At 60.1% G+C, this 15,916-nt stretch carries 16 protein-coding genes; 3 read left to right on the forward strand and 13 right to left on the reverse strand.

The window, feature by feature from the left end:
- Positions 1–10: 10 nt before the first annotated feature.
- Positions 11–394, reverse strand: a complete 384-nt coding sequence (locus VQ071_RS22755) for a VOC family protein (protein ID WP_340516527.1) — start codon at positions 392–394, stop codon at positions 11–13.
- A 94-nt stretch (positions 395–488) separates the two neighbouring features.
- Positions 489–1,139, reverse strand: a complete 651-nt coding sequence (locus VQ071_RS22760; RefSeq protein ID WP_340516528.1) for a MarR family winged helix-turn-helix transcriptional regulator — start codon at positions 1,137–1,139, stop codon at positions 489–491.
- 472 nt (positions 1,140–1,611) lie between these two features.
- Here VQ071_RS22760 and VQ071_RS22765 point away from each other — a divergent pair, with 472 nt between their 5' ends.
- The gene (locus tag VQ071_RS22765) at positions 1,612–1,971 is read left to right on the forward strand and encodes a hypothetical protein (RefSeq protein ID WP_340516529.1); all 360 of its coding nucleotides are present in this window, start codon (positions 1,612–1,614) and stop codon (positions 1,969–1,971) included.
- Positions 1,972–2,174: 203 nt separating this feature from the next.
- Here VQ071_RS22765 and VQ071_RS22770 read toward each other — a convergent pair whose 3' ends face one another.
- The 7 genes from VQ071_RS22770 to VQ071_RS22800 form a co-directional block, all read right to left on the reverse strand.
- Positions 2,175–4,331: a penicillin-binding transpeptidase domain-containing protein gene (locus tag VQ071_RS22770; RefSeq protein WP_340516530.1), complete on the reverse strand. Its 2,157-nt coding sequence runs from the start codon at positions 4,329–4,331 to the stop codon at positions 2,175–2,177.
- A gap of 112 nt (positions 4,332–4,443) precedes the next feature.
- Complete coding sequence (locus VQ071_RS22775; protein WP_340516531.1) at positions 4,444–4,746, reverse strand: putative quinol monooxygenase; 303 nt, start codon at positions 4,744–4,746, stop codon at positions 4,444–4,446.
- The gene (locus VQ071_RS22780) at positions 4,743–5,741 is read right to left on the reverse strand and encodes a helix-turn-helix transcriptional regulator (protein ID WP_340516532.1); all 999 of its coding nucleotides are present in this window, start codon (positions 5,739–5,741) and stop codon (positions 4,743–4,745) included. Before VQ071_RS22780 ends, VQ071_RS22775 begins: the two co-directional genes overlap by 4 nt.
- A 69-nt stretch (positions 5,742–5,810) precedes the next feature.
- On the reverse strand, positions 5,811–6,308 hold the full coding sequence (locus tag VQ071_RS22785; protein WP_340516533.1) for a DinB family protein: 498 nt from the start codon (positions 6,306–6,308) through the stop codon (positions 5,811–5,813).
- A 243-nt stretch (positions 6,309–6,551) separates the two neighbouring features.
- Complete coding sequence (locus tag VQ071_RS22790; RefSeq protein ID WP_340516534.1) at positions 6,552–6,893, reverse strand: DUF2512 family protein; 342 nt, start codon at positions 6,891–6,893, stop codon at positions 6,552–6,554.
- Between the two features lie 172 nt (positions 6,894–7,065).
- Positions 7,066–8,100, reverse strand: a complete 1,035-nt coding sequence (locus tag VQ071_RS22795) for a Gfo/Idh/MocA family protein (RefSeq protein WP_340516535.1) — start codon at positions 8,098–8,100, stop codon at positions 7,066–7,068.
- Between the two features lie 133 nt (positions 8,101–8,233).
- Positions 8,234–9,124 carry a TetR/AcrR family transcriptional regulator gene (locus VQ071_RS22800; RefSeq protein WP_340516536.1) on the reverse strand — a complete coding sequence of 297 codons (891 nt, stop codon included), beginning with the start codon at positions 9,122–9,124 and terminating at the stop codon, positions 8,234–8,236.
- Between the two features lie 157 nt (positions 9,125–9,281).
- On the opposite strand from VQ071_RS22800, the gene VQ071_RS22805 reads away from it, so the two are divergent.
- Both VQ071_RS22805 and VQ071_RS22810 read left to right on the forward strand, forming a co-directional pair.
- Positions 9,282–9,986 (forward strand): MBL fold metallo-hydrolase, encoded by a 705-nt coding sequence (locus tag VQ071_RS22805; protein ID WP_340516537.1) that lies wholly within the window; start codon positions 9,282–9,284, stop codon positions 9,984–9,986.
- Positions 9,983–11,065, forward strand: coding sequence for an AbrB family transcriptional regulator (locus VQ071_RS22810; RefSeq protein WP_340516538.1), 1,083 nt, complete (start codon positions 9,983–9,985; stop codon positions 11,063–11,065). The genes VQ071_RS22805 and VQ071_RS22810 overlap by 4 nt, the downstream gene beginning before the upstream one ends.
- Before the next feature lie 112 nt (positions 11,066–11,177).
- On the opposite strand, the gene VQ071_RS22815 is transcribed toward VQ071_RS22810, so the two are convergent.
- The 4 genes from VQ071_RS22815 to VQ071_RS22830 all read right to left on the reverse strand — a co-directional run bounded on the left by VQ071_RS22815 (position 11,178) and on the right by VQ071_RS22830 (position 15,818).
- A complete protein-coding gene (locus VQ071_RS22815) occupies positions 11,178–12,647 on the reverse strand; it encodes a protein adenylyltransferase SelO (protein WP_340516539.1) in 1,470 nt (489 codons plus the stop codon).
- Between the two features lie 29 nt (positions 12,648–12,676).
- Positions 12,677–13,186: a metallophosphoesterase family protein gene (locus VQ071_RS22820; protein ID WP_340516540.1), complete on the reverse strand. Its 510-nt coding sequence runs from the start codon at positions 13,184–13,186 to the stop codon at positions 12,677–12,679.
- A 102-nt stretch (positions 13,187–13,288) separates the two neighbouring features.
- Positions 13,289–14,665 carry an NADP-specific glutamate dehydrogenase gene (gene gdhA, locus VQ071_RS22825; protein WP_340516541.1) on the reverse strand — a complete coding sequence of 459 codons (1,377 nt, stop codon included), beginning with the start codon at positions 14,663–14,665 and terminating at the stop codon, positions 13,289–13,291.
- Between the two features lie 169 nt (positions 14,666–14,834).
- Positions 14,835–15,818, reverse strand: coding sequence for a diaminopimelate dehydrogenase (locus tag VQ071_RS22830; protein WP_340516542.1), 984 nt, complete (start codon positions 15,816–15,818; stop codon positions 14,835–14,837).
- Positions 15,819–15,916 lie beyond the last annotated feature (98 nt).

Here is a 15,916-nt window from a genome sequence, read left to right on the forward strand (position 1 = left end):
GTTAACCTCGTTAAATACCTTGGTTCAGTTCGATAACATTGCCGCCGGGGTCGCGCAGATAAGCGACGCGATGCCCCCATTCCGGCGTATCACGGGGCGGCTGCACGAATTGTACGCCTCTGCTCACAAGCGCTGCATAGACGGCGTCGACATCGTCCACTCTGAATATGAGAGCGACCTGGTCGTTCGCGCTGAACGGCTGCGACGCCGATCGCAGCGTCGCCTGATCGTCCGCCATCGACGGCTCCAGCGCGAAGCTGACGTCTCCCGTGGCGAATTCAGCAAAGGGCGTCGTCTCATCGCCATACCTGACCTCAAGACCGATCTGATCGCGATAAAATAAAAAGCATTCGTGAATATTCGGCACCAACAAGCGAACATGAGACAGCTTCAAATGTATCCCTCCGCGGTCATAGAAGATATGGTCGCGTTCAGTATACCATTCTCGATCTGCCGCCGTTTCTTCCGGCTTGCTAACCTGCGCCGGATCAGAAGGGATAGCGGCCGTGGCCCGGCTGCGGGTATCCGCCGCCGCCCCCGAACGGAGGACGGCGATGGCGACCGTCTCTCGGATCGAAGCCTCGTTCGCCATCCCGGCGATGACCGCCGCGTCCCCTGCCATGATGCCCGAAGCCAGGTCCCCACGGTCCGCGTCCGCCGCGCATATTTTCGAACATTCCGTCGTCTCCGCCATCTTCACCCAGCTGTCGGTCCAGCTCCTCGATCAGCTTGTTCAAATAGGCGCTCAGATTGGATTGCTCCTCTTCGCTAAGGCAATCGAACAGCTTGTTATGGTCCTCCTGCCGCTTCTCCATCTCCTCCGCCGCCTGTGCGCCCGCTTCCGTCAGCTTCACGTTCATCACCCGGCGATCCTCTTCGGATGCAGCGCGCGTGATATACCCGCTGCGTTCCAGCTTGCCGAGCAGCTCGCCAAGCGATTGATTGCGCATATCCAGCAAGTACGACAGCTCCCTTTGCGTAATCTCCGGCTTCATCTTCAGCAGAGACAGCACCCGCCCTTGTCCGCGATGCGGATCGCCCGACCTCGCATGTTCTCTCTGTGCATGATGCTGGTAACGGCGAAGCAGTACGACCAGGCGGAATACTTGCTCCATCAAGCTCGATTGGTTATCATTCATGGCTAATCAGCCTCCTGTTGTATTTGTGAAGGTACCTTCAATTCAGGTGCCTTGTGTTTATAATACAGGTACCTTATCATTATGTCAATGTTCTTTGGAAAATAAAAAACCAGTCCCGCCGTTGGTGCGGCGAGACTGGGCAAGACATAGGTAAATTTGCGACAGCGCGAACAGTCGCATCGCCTCTCGTAGTGCAGGCGATTGGTGCAGCGGTTGTCCGAACCGCCGTATCCCCTCTCGTAGTGCAGGCGATGAGCGCTACGATGGTCCGAACCGCCGTATCGCCTCTCGTAGTGCAGGCGATGAGCGCTACGATGGTCCGAACCGCCGTATCCCCTCTCGTAGTTTAGGCGATTGGTGCTGCAATGGTCCGAACCGCCGTATCCCCTCTCGTAGTTTAGGCGATGGGCGCTACATTAGCCTGCACCGCAGTATCGCCGCTCGTAGTTTAGGCGATGGGCGCTACAGTGGCGTGCACCGCAGCATCGCCTCTCCTAGTGCAGGCGATTGGCGCAGCGGTTGTCCGAACCGCCGTATCCCCTCTCGTAGTGAAGGCGATGAGCGCTACGATGGCCTAAACTGTCGTATCGCCTCTCGTAGTTTAGGCGATTGGCGCTACATTGGCCTGCACCACAGCATCGCCTCTCGTAGTTTAGGCGATTGGCGCAGCGGTGGTCCGAACCGCCGTATCCCCTCTCGTAGTGAAGGCGATGAGCGCTACACTGGCCTGCACCACAGCATCGCCTCTCCTAGTGAAGGCGATGGGCGCTACGATGGCCTAACTGTCGCATCGCCTCTCCTAGTGAAGGCGATGAGCGCTACGATGGCCTAAACTGTCGTATCGCCTCTCGTAGTTTAGGCGATGAGCGCTACATTAGCCTGCACCACAGCATCGCCTCTCGTAGTGCAGGCGATTGGCGCAGCGGTTGTCCGAACCGCCGTATCGCCTCTCATAGTTTAGGCGATGGGCCTCACGATGGCCTGATCCGCCGCATCGGTGCTCCCAGCCGCCGCATCCCTCGGCAGCCGCGAAGGTTACGCTCCGCCTTTCATCGCCTGCTGAAATATTTTTTTCACCTTCGGCGTGACGTACCCGCTGCCGCCGCGTCCGCGTACGTCCTCGACCATGACGGACAGCAGCAGCTTCGGGTCGTTCGCGTCGAAGCCGACGAACCAGCCGTTTTCTTCACCTTCGGCGCCCTTGCTCGCCTTGAGCTCGGCGGTTCCGGTCTTGCCCGCGATCGCCGCCCCCTGAATATAGGCGCCGTGGCCGACGCCCGCCGGGTTCTCGACCGCCTTGACGAGATCCTTCTTCAAGATGTCGGCGGTCTCCTTCGACATCGCACCCGCCTTCCAGACGTTCGGCGTCTCGGCGTCTTCCTCGGTCGTCAGCCGCGGATAAGCGATATCGCCGCCGTTCACGATTGCGGAGAAGGCCAGCGCCACATGAAGCGACGTCATCGTCACCTGGCCTTGGCCGTAGCCAGAGTCGGCGAGCTGAATCTCGCTCTGGATGCCTTTGTTCGACAGCTGCGCCTTGGCCAGCGGATAGTCGATCGGGATCGATTCGCCGATGCCGAACTTCGCCGCTTCCTCGGCGAACCTGTCCTTGCCGAGCGCGAGCGCAGCCTGCGCGAAGTAGATGTTGTCCGAATAGATGAGCGCCTTGGACAGATCGACGGGATTGACAGCATGCACGCGCTTCACGTAGTAGCTCCCCCACGACCCGTCCTTCGTCCATTTGAGCCCGTCGATCGCGACGGCCTTGTCCGGATCGAGCGTCCCCGCGTCGAGTCCGATGGCGGCCGTGACGATCTTGAAGGCAGAGCCCGGTGCATAGCCTTTGGAGAATCGATTCAGGAACGGATGGCGCGGATCCTCGTTCCAGCTCTTGAACTGCTGCGCGCCGATCCCTCTCGCGAAGGCGTTCGGATCGTACGACGGGCTGCTGAGCAGCGCCAGCACCTCGCCGGTTCGCGGCTCGATCGCCGCCGCAGACGCGGCGTCTCCCTTGAGCTCCTCGTAGATCGACTTCTGCAAGGCGGCATCTACGGTCAACTGATAGGTCGTCCCCGGCACGGCTGCCTTTTCCGCCAGCACGGACTTGCGCTGACCGCCCGCGTCATAAATCGCGACGAGCACGCCGTCCGTGCCTCTCAGCTTCTCCTCCAGCACTTGCTCCAGACCCGCTTTGCCGATCGAGTCGCCCGTTTTGTAGCCCTTGTCCTTCAGCCGCGCCAGCTCCTCGGCGTTGATCTCTCCGACGTAGCCGGTCAAGTGGGCGGCGGCTTCGCCGAGCGGGTATACGCGCTGCTGCTTCTGCTGGAACGAGACGCCCGGCACGTCCTGAAATTCATCGATGACCGCTTCGTCAACGATGCCGATCGGCACGAACAGCCCGGGCTTCACCCAGGAAGCGCCCAGTTTGCGATCGATATCGGCCGTGCCGATACCGAGCTTCTCGGCCACGCGCTTCTTTATGCTCGCAGCGTCGTCTCCCAGCTTGCCGGGCACGATGCCGAGCTGCGTCGCCGTACCGTTGACGGCGAGCCCCTCGCCCGTGCGGTCCACAATCTCGCCGCGCTCGCCTGCCATCGTCTGTACGCGTATTTTGTCCCCTTCCTTCATGTCGGGGAAGATCATCGAATCGTTCCAGTCGATGCGCCACTCCGGCTCTTTGCCGTTATCGCCGCTTTCCTCCGATTTGCCGCTTTCCGCCGTGCCGCCATTTTCGGCGCTGCCTGCCGGCGCTCCGCCGTCCAGCGTTTTTCTGGCCGTTCCTTCATGTTGAAACTCGACGGGACCCGCGATCGTCTCCATGCGCACGGTGTACTGAAACTTCTGTACGGCCGGTCCGGCCTTGCCTTGCGCTGCCGAAGCCGATGCCGTTGCCGAAGGCGCAGCCGGCGATACGTCGGCAATCTCAAGCTTGTCCGCGCGTATGCCCTCGTAAATCTTCGCATAGCGATCCGTGAATTGCTCGGCCGTAATCTTGCTCCGGACATCGGGGTTCAAGAGTGCGTACATGCCCGCATAATCGCGCTGCTGCCAAGCCGACAGGTAGGCGCCGATCGCATCTTCGGCCGTCGGCTTCGGCGTCGGCTTGGGTTCCTCCGTCTTGCCGTTATCCTTGCAGCCGCTCAATACGATCAGCAGCAGCAGGACGAGTATCGTCACCTTGCGTGTATTCATAAATTCCGCCTCCCGGCTCGAGATCTTCGCTATGATTCTATTACTGCCATCTATTGCTATCATAGTGAAGTATCTCTTCCCGTTCAATAGCGGCGCGCCGATAGATTGCCGATCAGAATCCGATGCCGCCCAGCGGCTTGACCTTGATGCCCCCGACGCCGGCGATCAACGGCATGCAGCGCCCGATGAGCTCGCGCACGGATTCGTTGCGCAGGGACGCGGCATGCGCCTCCTCGTTCTCCCACAACTCGGTAATCCACAGATCGTCTTCGTTTTCTTCGGAAGCATGAATAATATAGTAGATACAGCCTTCCATTCCGCTCAGCGTATCGTTTGATTCCAGCATCATGCGGGCGAGCGCCTCGCGTTTTCCCGGCTGGGCCGTCAATTTTCCGAACATGGCGTATTTGCTCACTGTGCTCCATCCCCTTCATCAAGATTAGGTTGACGCATCGCGTCATAATGCGCGAGCAGCCGCGCGGATGCTGCCCGCATCCGCTCGACCAGCAGCTCCGACTCGATCTGCAAGGCGGTGCCGTAGGGCATCAGTAAATAAGGAACGTATGTAATCAGCGTCGATCGCGCCAGGCGGAACAGCGCCTGCTCCGGCTGCCGCTCCGCCAGCGCGTGGCCGAACAGCCAATGTCGGCACAGCTCGTCCAGCACCTGCTGCTGCGCCCGGATGCGCACACTCTCCATCGCCTGAGAACCCGATGCGTCGGGCAGCAGCTTGCCCAGCAGATGATCCCTGGCCGAGAACGACGCGGGGCGCTCGAAGCGGCCCTCCGTCGGATGCAGCGCGCGAATGCGATCGATGCGGAAGCTCCGCACCTCCCCGCGATAGCCGCAATGACCGACCGCATACCAACTTCCCTTCCAGTAGACGATACCGTAGGGATCGAACAGCCGGGGAGGCGCGATCTCGCCCCTGCCTTTGTCATAGGTCATCTTCAGCGTCTTCCCTTGGCCGGCCGCCTCCTCCAGCATTTGCAAGTAGGTTTGGTGGACGCCGTCGAGGGGCGGGTAGATGACCGACAGTCCGACGCCGTGACGCTCCAGCGATTCAAGCTGCTTGTCGTTGGCGTAGCGCTTCAGCTTGTCCGTCGCGCGGGCGAGCGCTTCGGAATGCGGATAGCCCGCTTCCTTGGCGAATATCGCGGCGTGAACAAGTCCCTTCTGCTCGTCCTCGTCGAACATGAGCGGCGATTCGGCGAACCGGCCCAGAATGCTGTATCCGCCGTTCGGCCCCGACTCCGCGACGATCGGTACGCCGCTCACGCACAATGAATCGATGCACCGGTAGACGGTGCGCACGTGAATATCGAGCGCCTCCGCCAGCTGCTTCGCCGTCTTGCGCCTGCCTGCGCGCAGCATCCATAGAATCGACAGCATATTGTCTGCTTTGGTCATAGCCGGCCCCGCTTTCTCGAGAGCGTATGCTTCGTCTCCATTGTATGCCATTCTCTCGAGGCAGGCCAATCATTCGAGCGGCGCCATTCCCTGCTCGACCCAGGTCTCATAGGTCGGTCCGTACAATCCGGGCGGACGAAGTCCGGCCTGTCTCATCAGGACGGTCATCTGTCCGCGATGATGGGCTTGATGCATCAGGGAGTACCGCAGCGAATCGCCGTTTTTCCACTGTTCGCCCGCGATCTGCACGGTATCGTCCAGATTGGCGTCGGTCCACTGCGTCTTGAGCGCCTCCAGGAAGCGCTCGCTGGTCCGTCTGTACGCATCGGCAATTCGGGCAGACGACTGTCTGATCTCGGGGGAATCCTCCACCGCTTCGAACGTAAGCCCCAATGTGCGCATGAATTGAAGCGATGAGACCAGATGCCAAGCGATGCCGCCAAGCGTGCGCCGTCCGGCCACGGTCGGCTGCGTCAACGAAGCGTCGTCGATCGTGTCGAGCAAGCCCGAAGTCATTTCCGATTCCCGTTCCCATTCCTTTGCCCACGCGTTAATCATCTCGTGCATGCATATGCCTCCCCTGCGAATAGTTGGTTTCGTTCATGAGTATACGCCACTATGACTGACAGTTGCGGTCAGTGATTTATCATTTGCTGATTGGCAAAAATGAAGCGGCGCAGGATGCAAGCGGGCTGTCGTCCATGTCACGGAGCGCACAAAAAATCCGCGCATTGGCGCGGATTATACCGAAGCTATACCGAAGCTATACCGAAGCTATACCGAAGCTATATCGAAGCTATAAGCTTCGAATCAAGCCTGCTGTACCGACAGCTTCGCGTGAAACACATAGCGGTGAATAAAAAATTCGGCGATGCCGGTAATAAGAGAGACGATCAACAGCTCGCCGGGGCTGATCGTCCAATTCATCGTGGACGCCGCGACCCACAGCACGAGATAAGCCAGAATGATGTCCGATACGGTCGCGATAAAATTGTTCGTAAACCTCAAAATGATCCGATCCCCCAGCATGTATGCAACAATCGTCAGGATGGTTGCGGTCGATGCGGCCCCGATGAACGAGGCGTTGGAGTAATACATGAGCAAGGTGACGGCGATGACGCCGTTTAAGAGCCATTTCAGCACGAACTTCATGAAGGCGCTCCTCTCTGCGGTCCGACCCGCTTGCTTGTCGCCGTTAACTTGCCCCGGGAGACCGGAACGCATTCTCAAAAAAAACACCCCGCTTCGCCGCTTGCAGCGAATAACGGGGGTGTTTGGCTTGGCGAGTTGACGCGCCGCGGAACTTCGGGACGAGGAGTCGGCCTTACAGCCGGATCTCCCGGCCCGACTCTGCAGACTCGTAGATCGCAGTCAGAATCTTGATCATATCGACGCCGTGCTCCGGCAAAAAGATCGGGCTCTCATGTCCGAGCACGCATTCCACGAAGTGACGGATGTTCGCCGTGTGCTGCGGGAGCGCGGATTCCGGGAAGCGAGGCTTTTCATCGACCAGCACGCCTTCGTTTTCGGTGAAAATCTTGAGCTTGTCGTTAATGAGGCTGAAGCCGCCCTCGGTGCCGCGCCATTCGACGAACTTCTGCTCGTCCTCGATGTTCGACGCCCAGCTGAATTCGATCTGCAGCGACGCCCCGTTGTCGAATCGGATGAAGCCGGCGGCCAGATCCTCGACGTCGAACGTGCCCTCCGGAATGTTGCCGGAGGCGTCGGGACGGTCCGCGAACTTGCGGTAGGTCGAGCCGGATACGGTGACAGGCTTCGGATTGCCCGCCGTCCACATCGCCATATCGATCATATGTACGCCCAGATCGATGAGCGGTCCGCCGCCGGACAAGCCCTTCGTCGTGAACCAGCCGCCCCGTCCGGGAATGCCGCGGCGGCGAATCCAGCCGCATCTGCCCATATACAGGTCGCCGAGCTTGCCTTGGCTGCTCAGACGCTTGATGAACTGGGCTTCCTCGCTGAACCGGTTGTTGCGCATCGTCATGAGCAGCTTGCCCGACTCGCGGGCCGCATCCGCCATCTTTTGCGCCTCGGCCGCATTGACCGCATCCGGCTTTTCGCAGAACACATGCTTGCCCTTGCGCAGCGCAGCGATCGCGATCTCGGAGTGATACAGATTCGGCGTGCTGATGCCGACGATGTCGATCGAAGGGTCCGCGATCAGCTCGCGGTAATCGTCGTATACTGTGGCGCCGGGGAATGCGAGCGCGGCCGTCTCCGCCGACGGCCGGTGCGCGTCGCAGAACGCGATCAGCTCGACCTCCTTGTGCGACAGCCACCCGGGGAGATGCGCAAATTTAAAAATGCCGCCAGTACCGATTACACCGACTTTTAACATTGTTAACAATTCTCCTTTTTCGACGATCCGTTTATTTAAAGGTTGTGTTTGCTTCCTTCATTCTAGTCGTATTCCCTGCAAAATTCGATTGCCGATTCGGGTCAATTTATACGTTATTCTATCATTTGCCGCATCACGACAGCAGAAACCGAAGCTGCCGGACATAAGGTCTAAGCTCCGCCTCCGCTTCCAAATATGCGGCCAGCACGGTGACGAGCGTGCGATCGACCGGGTCGGCGTCGCATGCTCCGCGCAGCAGCGCGGCTACCTTCACGAGCTCATGCCGGACGTCGTCCGGCCTGGACGATAGCGTATGAATCTTGTCCTCCATCAGCCCGATCATCTGGCCGACCGTGGCCGCGCGGACGGACGGATCGAAGGCATTCAGGCGGCTGAAGTGCATATGCTTCGCCTCGATGACCGGGGCGGGCGCCGATCGGATCATCTCGCGTATGACGGCGTCGAGCCTGTCCGCGATGAATGCGCCGAGCTCCGGCAGCGGCAGCGCCAGCACCTTCTGCCGGACATAAGCGATGTATACGTTGCGTATGCCCCGGAAGATCGCGACGACATCCCACACATAGGGCTCGATCGGCGGACCGTAAGCTTCGATCAGCATCTCGCCGTACCAGGCATGCAGCGCCGCTTTTTCCTTTTTCCACGCTTCGATGAACCGTTCGTCCTTGACGATCGACGACTCTTCCTTGAAGTCCATCAGCAGGTGGTGGTTGTCCATTGCATAGGTCAGCTGAAACTCGATCTTGCGGCGCAGCTTGTCCTTGCCGGCGAGGCCGAGCCGTGATTCCTCCTGATCCAGCGCGACGGCCCGATCCAGCATCTCCCGATGGCATGCGGCGAATACGGCGGTGAATAAATCCTCTTTGGAATCGAACAATTTATAGATGCTCGCCTTGGCCATGCTGCAGGCTTCGGCGATATCCTGCATGGAGACGGCGCTATAGCCGCGTTTTCTGAACAGCTCGATGGCGGCTTCCAGCACCTTGGTTTTTTTAGGATCTTCCATCGCGATCACCCCCTCCTATCTTGACACGCACCAATAGGTACGTCAACGATATCCATTGACTTGGAAACCAATAAGTTTTATATTGAACTCGTCGGTTTTATTCGATTGCTCATAAGGGAGGATATCCACAATCATGCGAATTGCAGACGGAATTGAGATGTTGGAATTAAACTTGGGGCCGGCGACGCTAAGCCCCGTGATCCTGATCGAGGACGACGCCTGGACGCTGATCGATACGGGCATGCCCGGCTCGGCGCCCGCGCTTCTGGAGCTGGCGAAGCAGGCGGGTATCGGAGATCGGCCGCTGCGCGCCATACTGCTGACGCATCAGGATATCGACCACATCGGAGGACTTCCCGGCATCCTGTCGGCATCGGAGGCGGCGCCGCTCGTATATGCCCATCCGGACGACGAAGGCGCGATCAACGGGACGGCGCCGATGATTAAAATGACGCCGGAGCGCCTGTCGGGCTTCCTGCAGCAGGTGCCGGAGTCCGTGCGGCTACAGTTCGAGGAGACGTTCCTCAGACCGTCCCGTCCGAATGTGAACCGGACCTTCGCCGATGGCGAGCTGCTGCCGATCGGCGGGGGCTTGACTGTCATTCACACGCCCGGGCATACCCCTGGACATGTCAGTCTGTACCATCATGCATCCAAGACGCTGATCCTCGGCGACGCCTCGGTCGCCAGGGACGGCGAGCTGAAGGGTCCGAATCCGCCTGTGACGCCCGATATGGAGCTGGCGCTGGAATCGCTCAAAAAGCTGTCGGAAATCGATATCGCGCAGGCGGTCTGCTATCATGGCGGTCTGGTGCGGGAGGGCGTGCAGGCGCAGCTCGCCAGGCTGTCCGAGCGCTCATGATTCGCTTCTTGTCTACGCTCCTCCTGGCTGCCGCCGGAGGAGCGTTGTTTTCCTTGATTCACTGCCCGCTTCCGTGGCTGCTCGGACCGATGACATTCGCTTTTCTCGGGACGCGCGCCTTCAAGCTCGTCAAGCCGGCATGGCCCGGCGCTACGCGCAACATCGCCATGCTGCTGATCGGGTATTCGTTCGGACTGTCCTTGACGTCCGCAGCGCTGACCGAGATGGGCAAGCAGCTGCCCGCGATGGTGCTCATGACCGTGCTGCTGATGCTCATGTGCGGCTGCGTCGCTTTCCTGCTGTCGAAGCTGACCGGCGAACCGCTGCCGACGATGCTGATGGGCTGCGTGCCCGGCGGATTGTCCCAGATGCTCCTCATGGCGGAGGATACGGAGGGCATCAATCTGACGACCGTGATGTTCATGCAGCTGTCGCGGACGGTGCTCAATCTGCTGGCGGTACCGCTGCTCATCTTCAGTCCGGTATTCGGCGGCCTGCATTCATCCGTCGGGGCGGGGAGCGCCGGAGGCGCTTGGGGAGACCTCCTTCACCATGGAGCGCTGTTCGCCGTCGCCTGCGTCGGCGCCGCCCTGCTCGCACAGAAGGTCCGCATGCCGACCGCCTACTTGCTCGGTCCGATGATCGCGACGGCCGCGCTGCATCTGTCCGGAGTTCACGGCCCTTCTCTGCCGCATCCGCTGCTCAGTATCGCGCAGCTGCTGATCGGCACGTATGTCGGCCTGTTGATCAAGCCGGATCAGTTGAAAAACAAAACGCGAACCCTCGGGCTGGCCATACTGAGCGGATGTACGATTATCGCCGGATCGCTGGGGCTGAGTACTGTGCTGACGCAGCTGCACGCCATATCCGCCGCTACCTCCTTTCTCAGCCTGGCGCCCGGCGGACTCGATCAAATGGGGCTGGTCGCCAGAGAGGTGCATGCCGACCTGGCGATCGTAAGCTGCTATCAGCTGTTCAGAATATGGTTTATTTATTTGGCCGTGACGCCGCTCATGCGCGCCGTGCTGAAGCGGCGAACACGCAGCGCGTCCGCCGAAAAAGCGCTGCATGGCGCATGAGGCGCTCCGGCCCGCGGCGCAAAGAAGCCGTCAGGGATTCGTCTCCCTGACGGCTTCTTTGCCATTCGCGACATGCGATTGCGCTAGCGCCTGCTCTCCGCCTCGCCGCCGCTCAAGTTCCGCAATAGGTTCTGTATGCGCAGCTTGAGGGCGCGGGCGGTGCGGCGTATTCGGCCTGCCCGGACGAGTAGGCATAGGGCTCCCTCAGTGCCTCGAGCAGCCGCTCCATAACGCTGTAATCCCCGCGGCTGACGGCGGCGTCCAGCGCCTCCTCCACGCGATGGTTGCGCGGGATGACCGCGGGATTGCTGCTGCGCATGAGCTGCGCCGCTGCCTCGGCCGCGTCCGGTCCGCTGCCGATTCTCGACTGCCACTGTCCGCGCCACAATGTGAACGCGTCCGATTGGAACAACGGCGAATCGTCCGGCTGGCCGTTCGTCAACGCGGCGAACGCATACGTATAGTCCGCACGATGCGTCTCCAGCAGCTCAAGCCACTGTACGACGAGCGCTTCGTCCTCCGGCGCCTCCCCGCGCATCCCCAGCTTCGCGCGCATGCCGGTCAGCCAATATTCGCGATACAGCTCCGGGAAGACCGCGATGACATCTTCCGCGAGCCGGACCGACTGCTCCGCATCGTCGTGCAGCAGCGGCAGCAGCGTCTCGGCGAATCTCGCCAGATTCCATGCGCCAATCTGCGGCTGCTTGCCGAAGGCGTAGCGCCCGTACGTATCGATCGAGCTGAACACGGTCGCCGGGTCGTATACGTCGAGAAAGGCGCATGGCCCGTAATCGATCGTCTCCCCGCTGACGGCCATATTGTCGGTGTTCATGACGCCGTGCACGAAGCCGACGAGCTGCCACCTCGCAATCAGCGAAGCCTGGCGGCGTACGACCTCGCGCAGCAGCGCCACATAATCGCCGCCGCCGACATCCGGGAAGTGTCTGTCTATCGTATAGTCGGCGAGGAGGCGCACCTGCTCCTCTCCCCCTGCGCCGGCCGCATATTGGTACGTGCCGACGCGAATATGACTCGCGGCCGTGCGCGTCAGCACGGCGCCGGGCAGCTCGTCCTCGCGGTAGACGGGCTGCCCGGTCGTCACGACCGCGAGGCTGCGGGTCGTCGGTATGCCCAGCGCATGCATCGCTTCGCTGATGATATACTCGCGCAGCATCGGTCCGAGCGCCGCCCGGCCGTCGCCGCCGCGCGAATAGGGCGTGCGGCCGGAGCCCTTGAGCTGGATGTCGTGGCGCGAGCCGTCCGGCGCGATCTGCTCGCCGAGCAGCAGCGCCCGGCCGTCGCCGAGCATCGTCAGATGGCCGAACTGATGCCCGGCGTATGCCTGTGCGATCATCGCCGCGCCTTCGGGCGCTGCATTGCCGGCGAGCGCCGCCAGGCCCGCTTCGCCGCGGAGCGCGTCCGGGTTCAAGCCCAGCGCAGCCGCCAAGGGTTCATTGAGGACGGCTAGTGTCGGTGCCTCTACCGGATTCGGAGCGAGCTTCGAATAAAAGAAAGACGGGAGCCGCGCATAGCTGTTGTCGAATTGCCAGCCTGCTTCGGATGAGGACGTTCGCATAGTCATGTTGTCTCCTTTCCGACTCGTCGTTCCTATCAGCGCTTGTCCGCATACGTCAGATGTCTCGCCGCCAGCCTGCCGTCATCGATGGTGAAGATACCGAACGAATACAAAGGCTGTCTTCGCTTGTCGGTCGGAGAGCCCGGATTGAAGACAAGCGTCCCGTCCGGGTCGTGCCGCAGCACCGGAACATGCGAATGCCCGTATACAATCGCACTCAGGCGCTCGCCGGAAAATGCAGCGAGCGCCTGAGCTTCCGTATTCATGCGCCGCGGAGCGCCGTGGCCGTGAACGACGCCGATGCGCAAGCCGCCGAACGTCAGCAGCTCGCGCATGCCGAACCGGCTCGCGATGTCCGGCCCGTCGTTGTTCCCGACGACGCCGTAGACCGGCGCGTACGCGGACAGTTCGTCGTACACGGAGAGGCGCGTCCAATCGCCCGCATGGATGATCGCATCGGCATCCTTGAGCTGCCCGCGGAGCGCAGCCGGCAGGCTTTTGCTCATTTTGGGCATATGCGTATCCGCGACCACCACGATTTTCATCCGCGTCGTCCCCGTTTCGAATCTACTTTCTAATAGATTACCCAGCCGCAGAGCCGTTCATGATTAAAAGGCTTGCGAATGTCGGTGCGAATGCTTTATCGATTATACGACGCCTTGCGCGATCATGGCATTGGCGACTTTTTTGAAGCCGGCGATATTCGCGCCCATCAGCAGATTGCCGGCGTGGCCGTAAGCTTCCGAGGCATCGACGCTTTGACGATAAATATTATTCATAATCGTCTTCAGCTTGGCGTCGACTTCCTCGAACGTCCAGGACAGCCGCATGCTGTTCTGCGACATCTCGAGCGCGGAGACGGCGACGCCTCCGGCATTGGCGGCCTTGGCCGGCCCGAACAATACGCCCGACGAATGGAACACGTCGATCGCCTGCAGCGTGGACGGCATGTTGGCGCCTTCGCCGATCGCCTTGACGCCGTTCTCGACGAGGATGTGTGCAGACTTCTCGTCCAGCTCGTTCTGCGTGGCGCAGGGCAGTGCGATATCGCACTTGATGTTCCAGATATTCTGGCTGCCGGGATGGTACGTCGCTCGCGGATGCTCGGCGACATATTCGCTGATGCGTCTGCGTTCGACTTCCTTCAACCGGCGGACCGTATTGATGTTAATGCCGTCGGGATCGTAAATATAACCGTCCGAATCGCTGCATGCGACGATCGTGGCGCCCAGCTCGGCCGCTTTTTGCATGGCGTAGATCGATACGTTGCCGGAGCCCGACACGACGACGGTCTTGTCCATGAAGCTGTCACCGCGCGCGCCGAGCATTTCCTGTACGAAATAAACGCAGCCGTAGCCGGTCGCTTCCGTACGCGTCAGACTGCCGCCGTAGCCGACGCCCTTGCCCGTGAAGACGCCCGCTTCATTGCCGCGAATGCGCTTGTACTGACCGAACATGTAGCCGATCTCGCGTCCGCCGACGCCGATGTCGCCTGCCGGAACGTCGATATCCGGTCCGATATGACGATACAGCTCGGTGATGAAGCTCTGCGTGAACCGCATGATCTCCAGATCGGATTTTCCTTTGGGATCGAAGTCGGAGCCGCCCTTGCCGCCGCCGATCGGTTGGCCGGTCAGCGCGTTTTTGAAGATTTGCTCGAAGCCGAGGAACTTGATGATGCTTGCATTGACGGAAGGATGGAAGCGCAGTCCACCCTTGTACGGGCCGAGCGCACTGTTGAATTGCACGCGGAACCCGCGATTGACTTGAATCTGATTGCGGTCGTCGACCCACGGTACCCGGAACGTGATCATCCGTTCGGGTTCAGCCATCCGCTCAAGGATGCGCTGTTCTATGTAGTGGGGGTTGGCTGCCAGTACGGGTGCGAGAGAATCGAAGATTTCCTTGACTGCATCCTGGAATTCACGTTCATGCGGGTTGCGCGCGACAACCGCGTCATAGACGGTTTGTACATAGCGTTTGGCGTTCTCCAGGTCCTTGTTCTCAACGGTGTTTGTCGACATTCGATAACTCCTTTGCACTTTTAGACGCTTAATTTGCATTAAAAGGCATTTATTTTTAGTAAATCATAAATGAATAATGCTAACGAATACAAATTATTATTTTTTATTGCGGTCATTTGATTTGTTTATCAACAAAAAAACCTTGCCTCGGAAGAGGCAAGGTTGAAGGTTAGAGCAGCGACTCGCGGAGCGTCGCAGCAGACTTGGGGGACAGATGTCCGAGCGGGATATCGAAGACCGTCTTGGCACCCTTCGCACCCTCGCGGGACAGCTTGGCGGCCGCTCTCGCGTAGGCGATGAGCACGCTGGCCGTGAATTCAGGATTGCTCTCGAGCTTCAGTCCGAACTCGATCAGCTGCTTGGTGTTGTCTCCGGTGACGCCGCTGCGGATGACGAAGCCGCCGTGCGGCATGCCGCTGTGCTCCGCCTTCAGCTGGTCTTCGGAGATGAATTCGACGGTCGTATGGTAATCGGAAAAATAATTAGGCATGGTTTTGATCGTTTGTTCGATCGAAGCCCGGTCGGCGCCTTCCTCGGCCACGACATAGCATACGCGCTCGTGCTTCTCGCTGGTTGCCAGCTCCGGGTTCTCGCCGCTGCGCACGCGCGCGATCGCACTCTCGACCGGAATCGTGTACTGAACGCCGGCCTTGACGCCCGGTACGCGGCGGATCGCGTCGGAGTGGCCCTGGCTCACGCCCTTGCCCCAGAATGTATAATCCCGGCCCTGCGGCAGGATCGCCTCGGCGAGCAGTCTGTTCATGGAGAACAGACCCGGATCCCAGCCGGTCGAGATTACGCTGACGGTTCCCGCCTGCTGCGCGACGCGGTCCACGGCTTCGAAAAACGCCGGAATTTTCGCATGCGTATCGAAGCTGTCCACCGTGTTGAACATGGCGGCGACCATCGGGGTCTGCTCCGGAAGGTCGGTAGCCGAGCCTCCGCACAAAATCATGACGTCGATCTCGCCCTTGTAGCGTTCGAGATTGGCGATCGGCTCGAATTTCAAGTTGACATCGGCTCCCGCCGCATTAACGTCCCGCCGGGTGAATACCGCGACCAGTTCCATATCTTCGTTTTGTGCGACTGCCTTATGTACGCCGCGTCCCAAATTCCCGAATCCGACAATTCCGACTTTAATTTTCGATGACATTCGGCACCCTCCACAAATTCATTTCAAACCAGTATACCTCACATCCCATGTTACTTGCAAAAAAAATGTTCGGTGCTATGATAAGGTTTAAGATCCCG

It is taken from the genome of Cohnella sp. 56, assembly GCF_037963805.1.
GTDB lineage: Bacteria > Bacillota > Bacilli > Paenibacillales > Paenibacillaceae > Cohnella.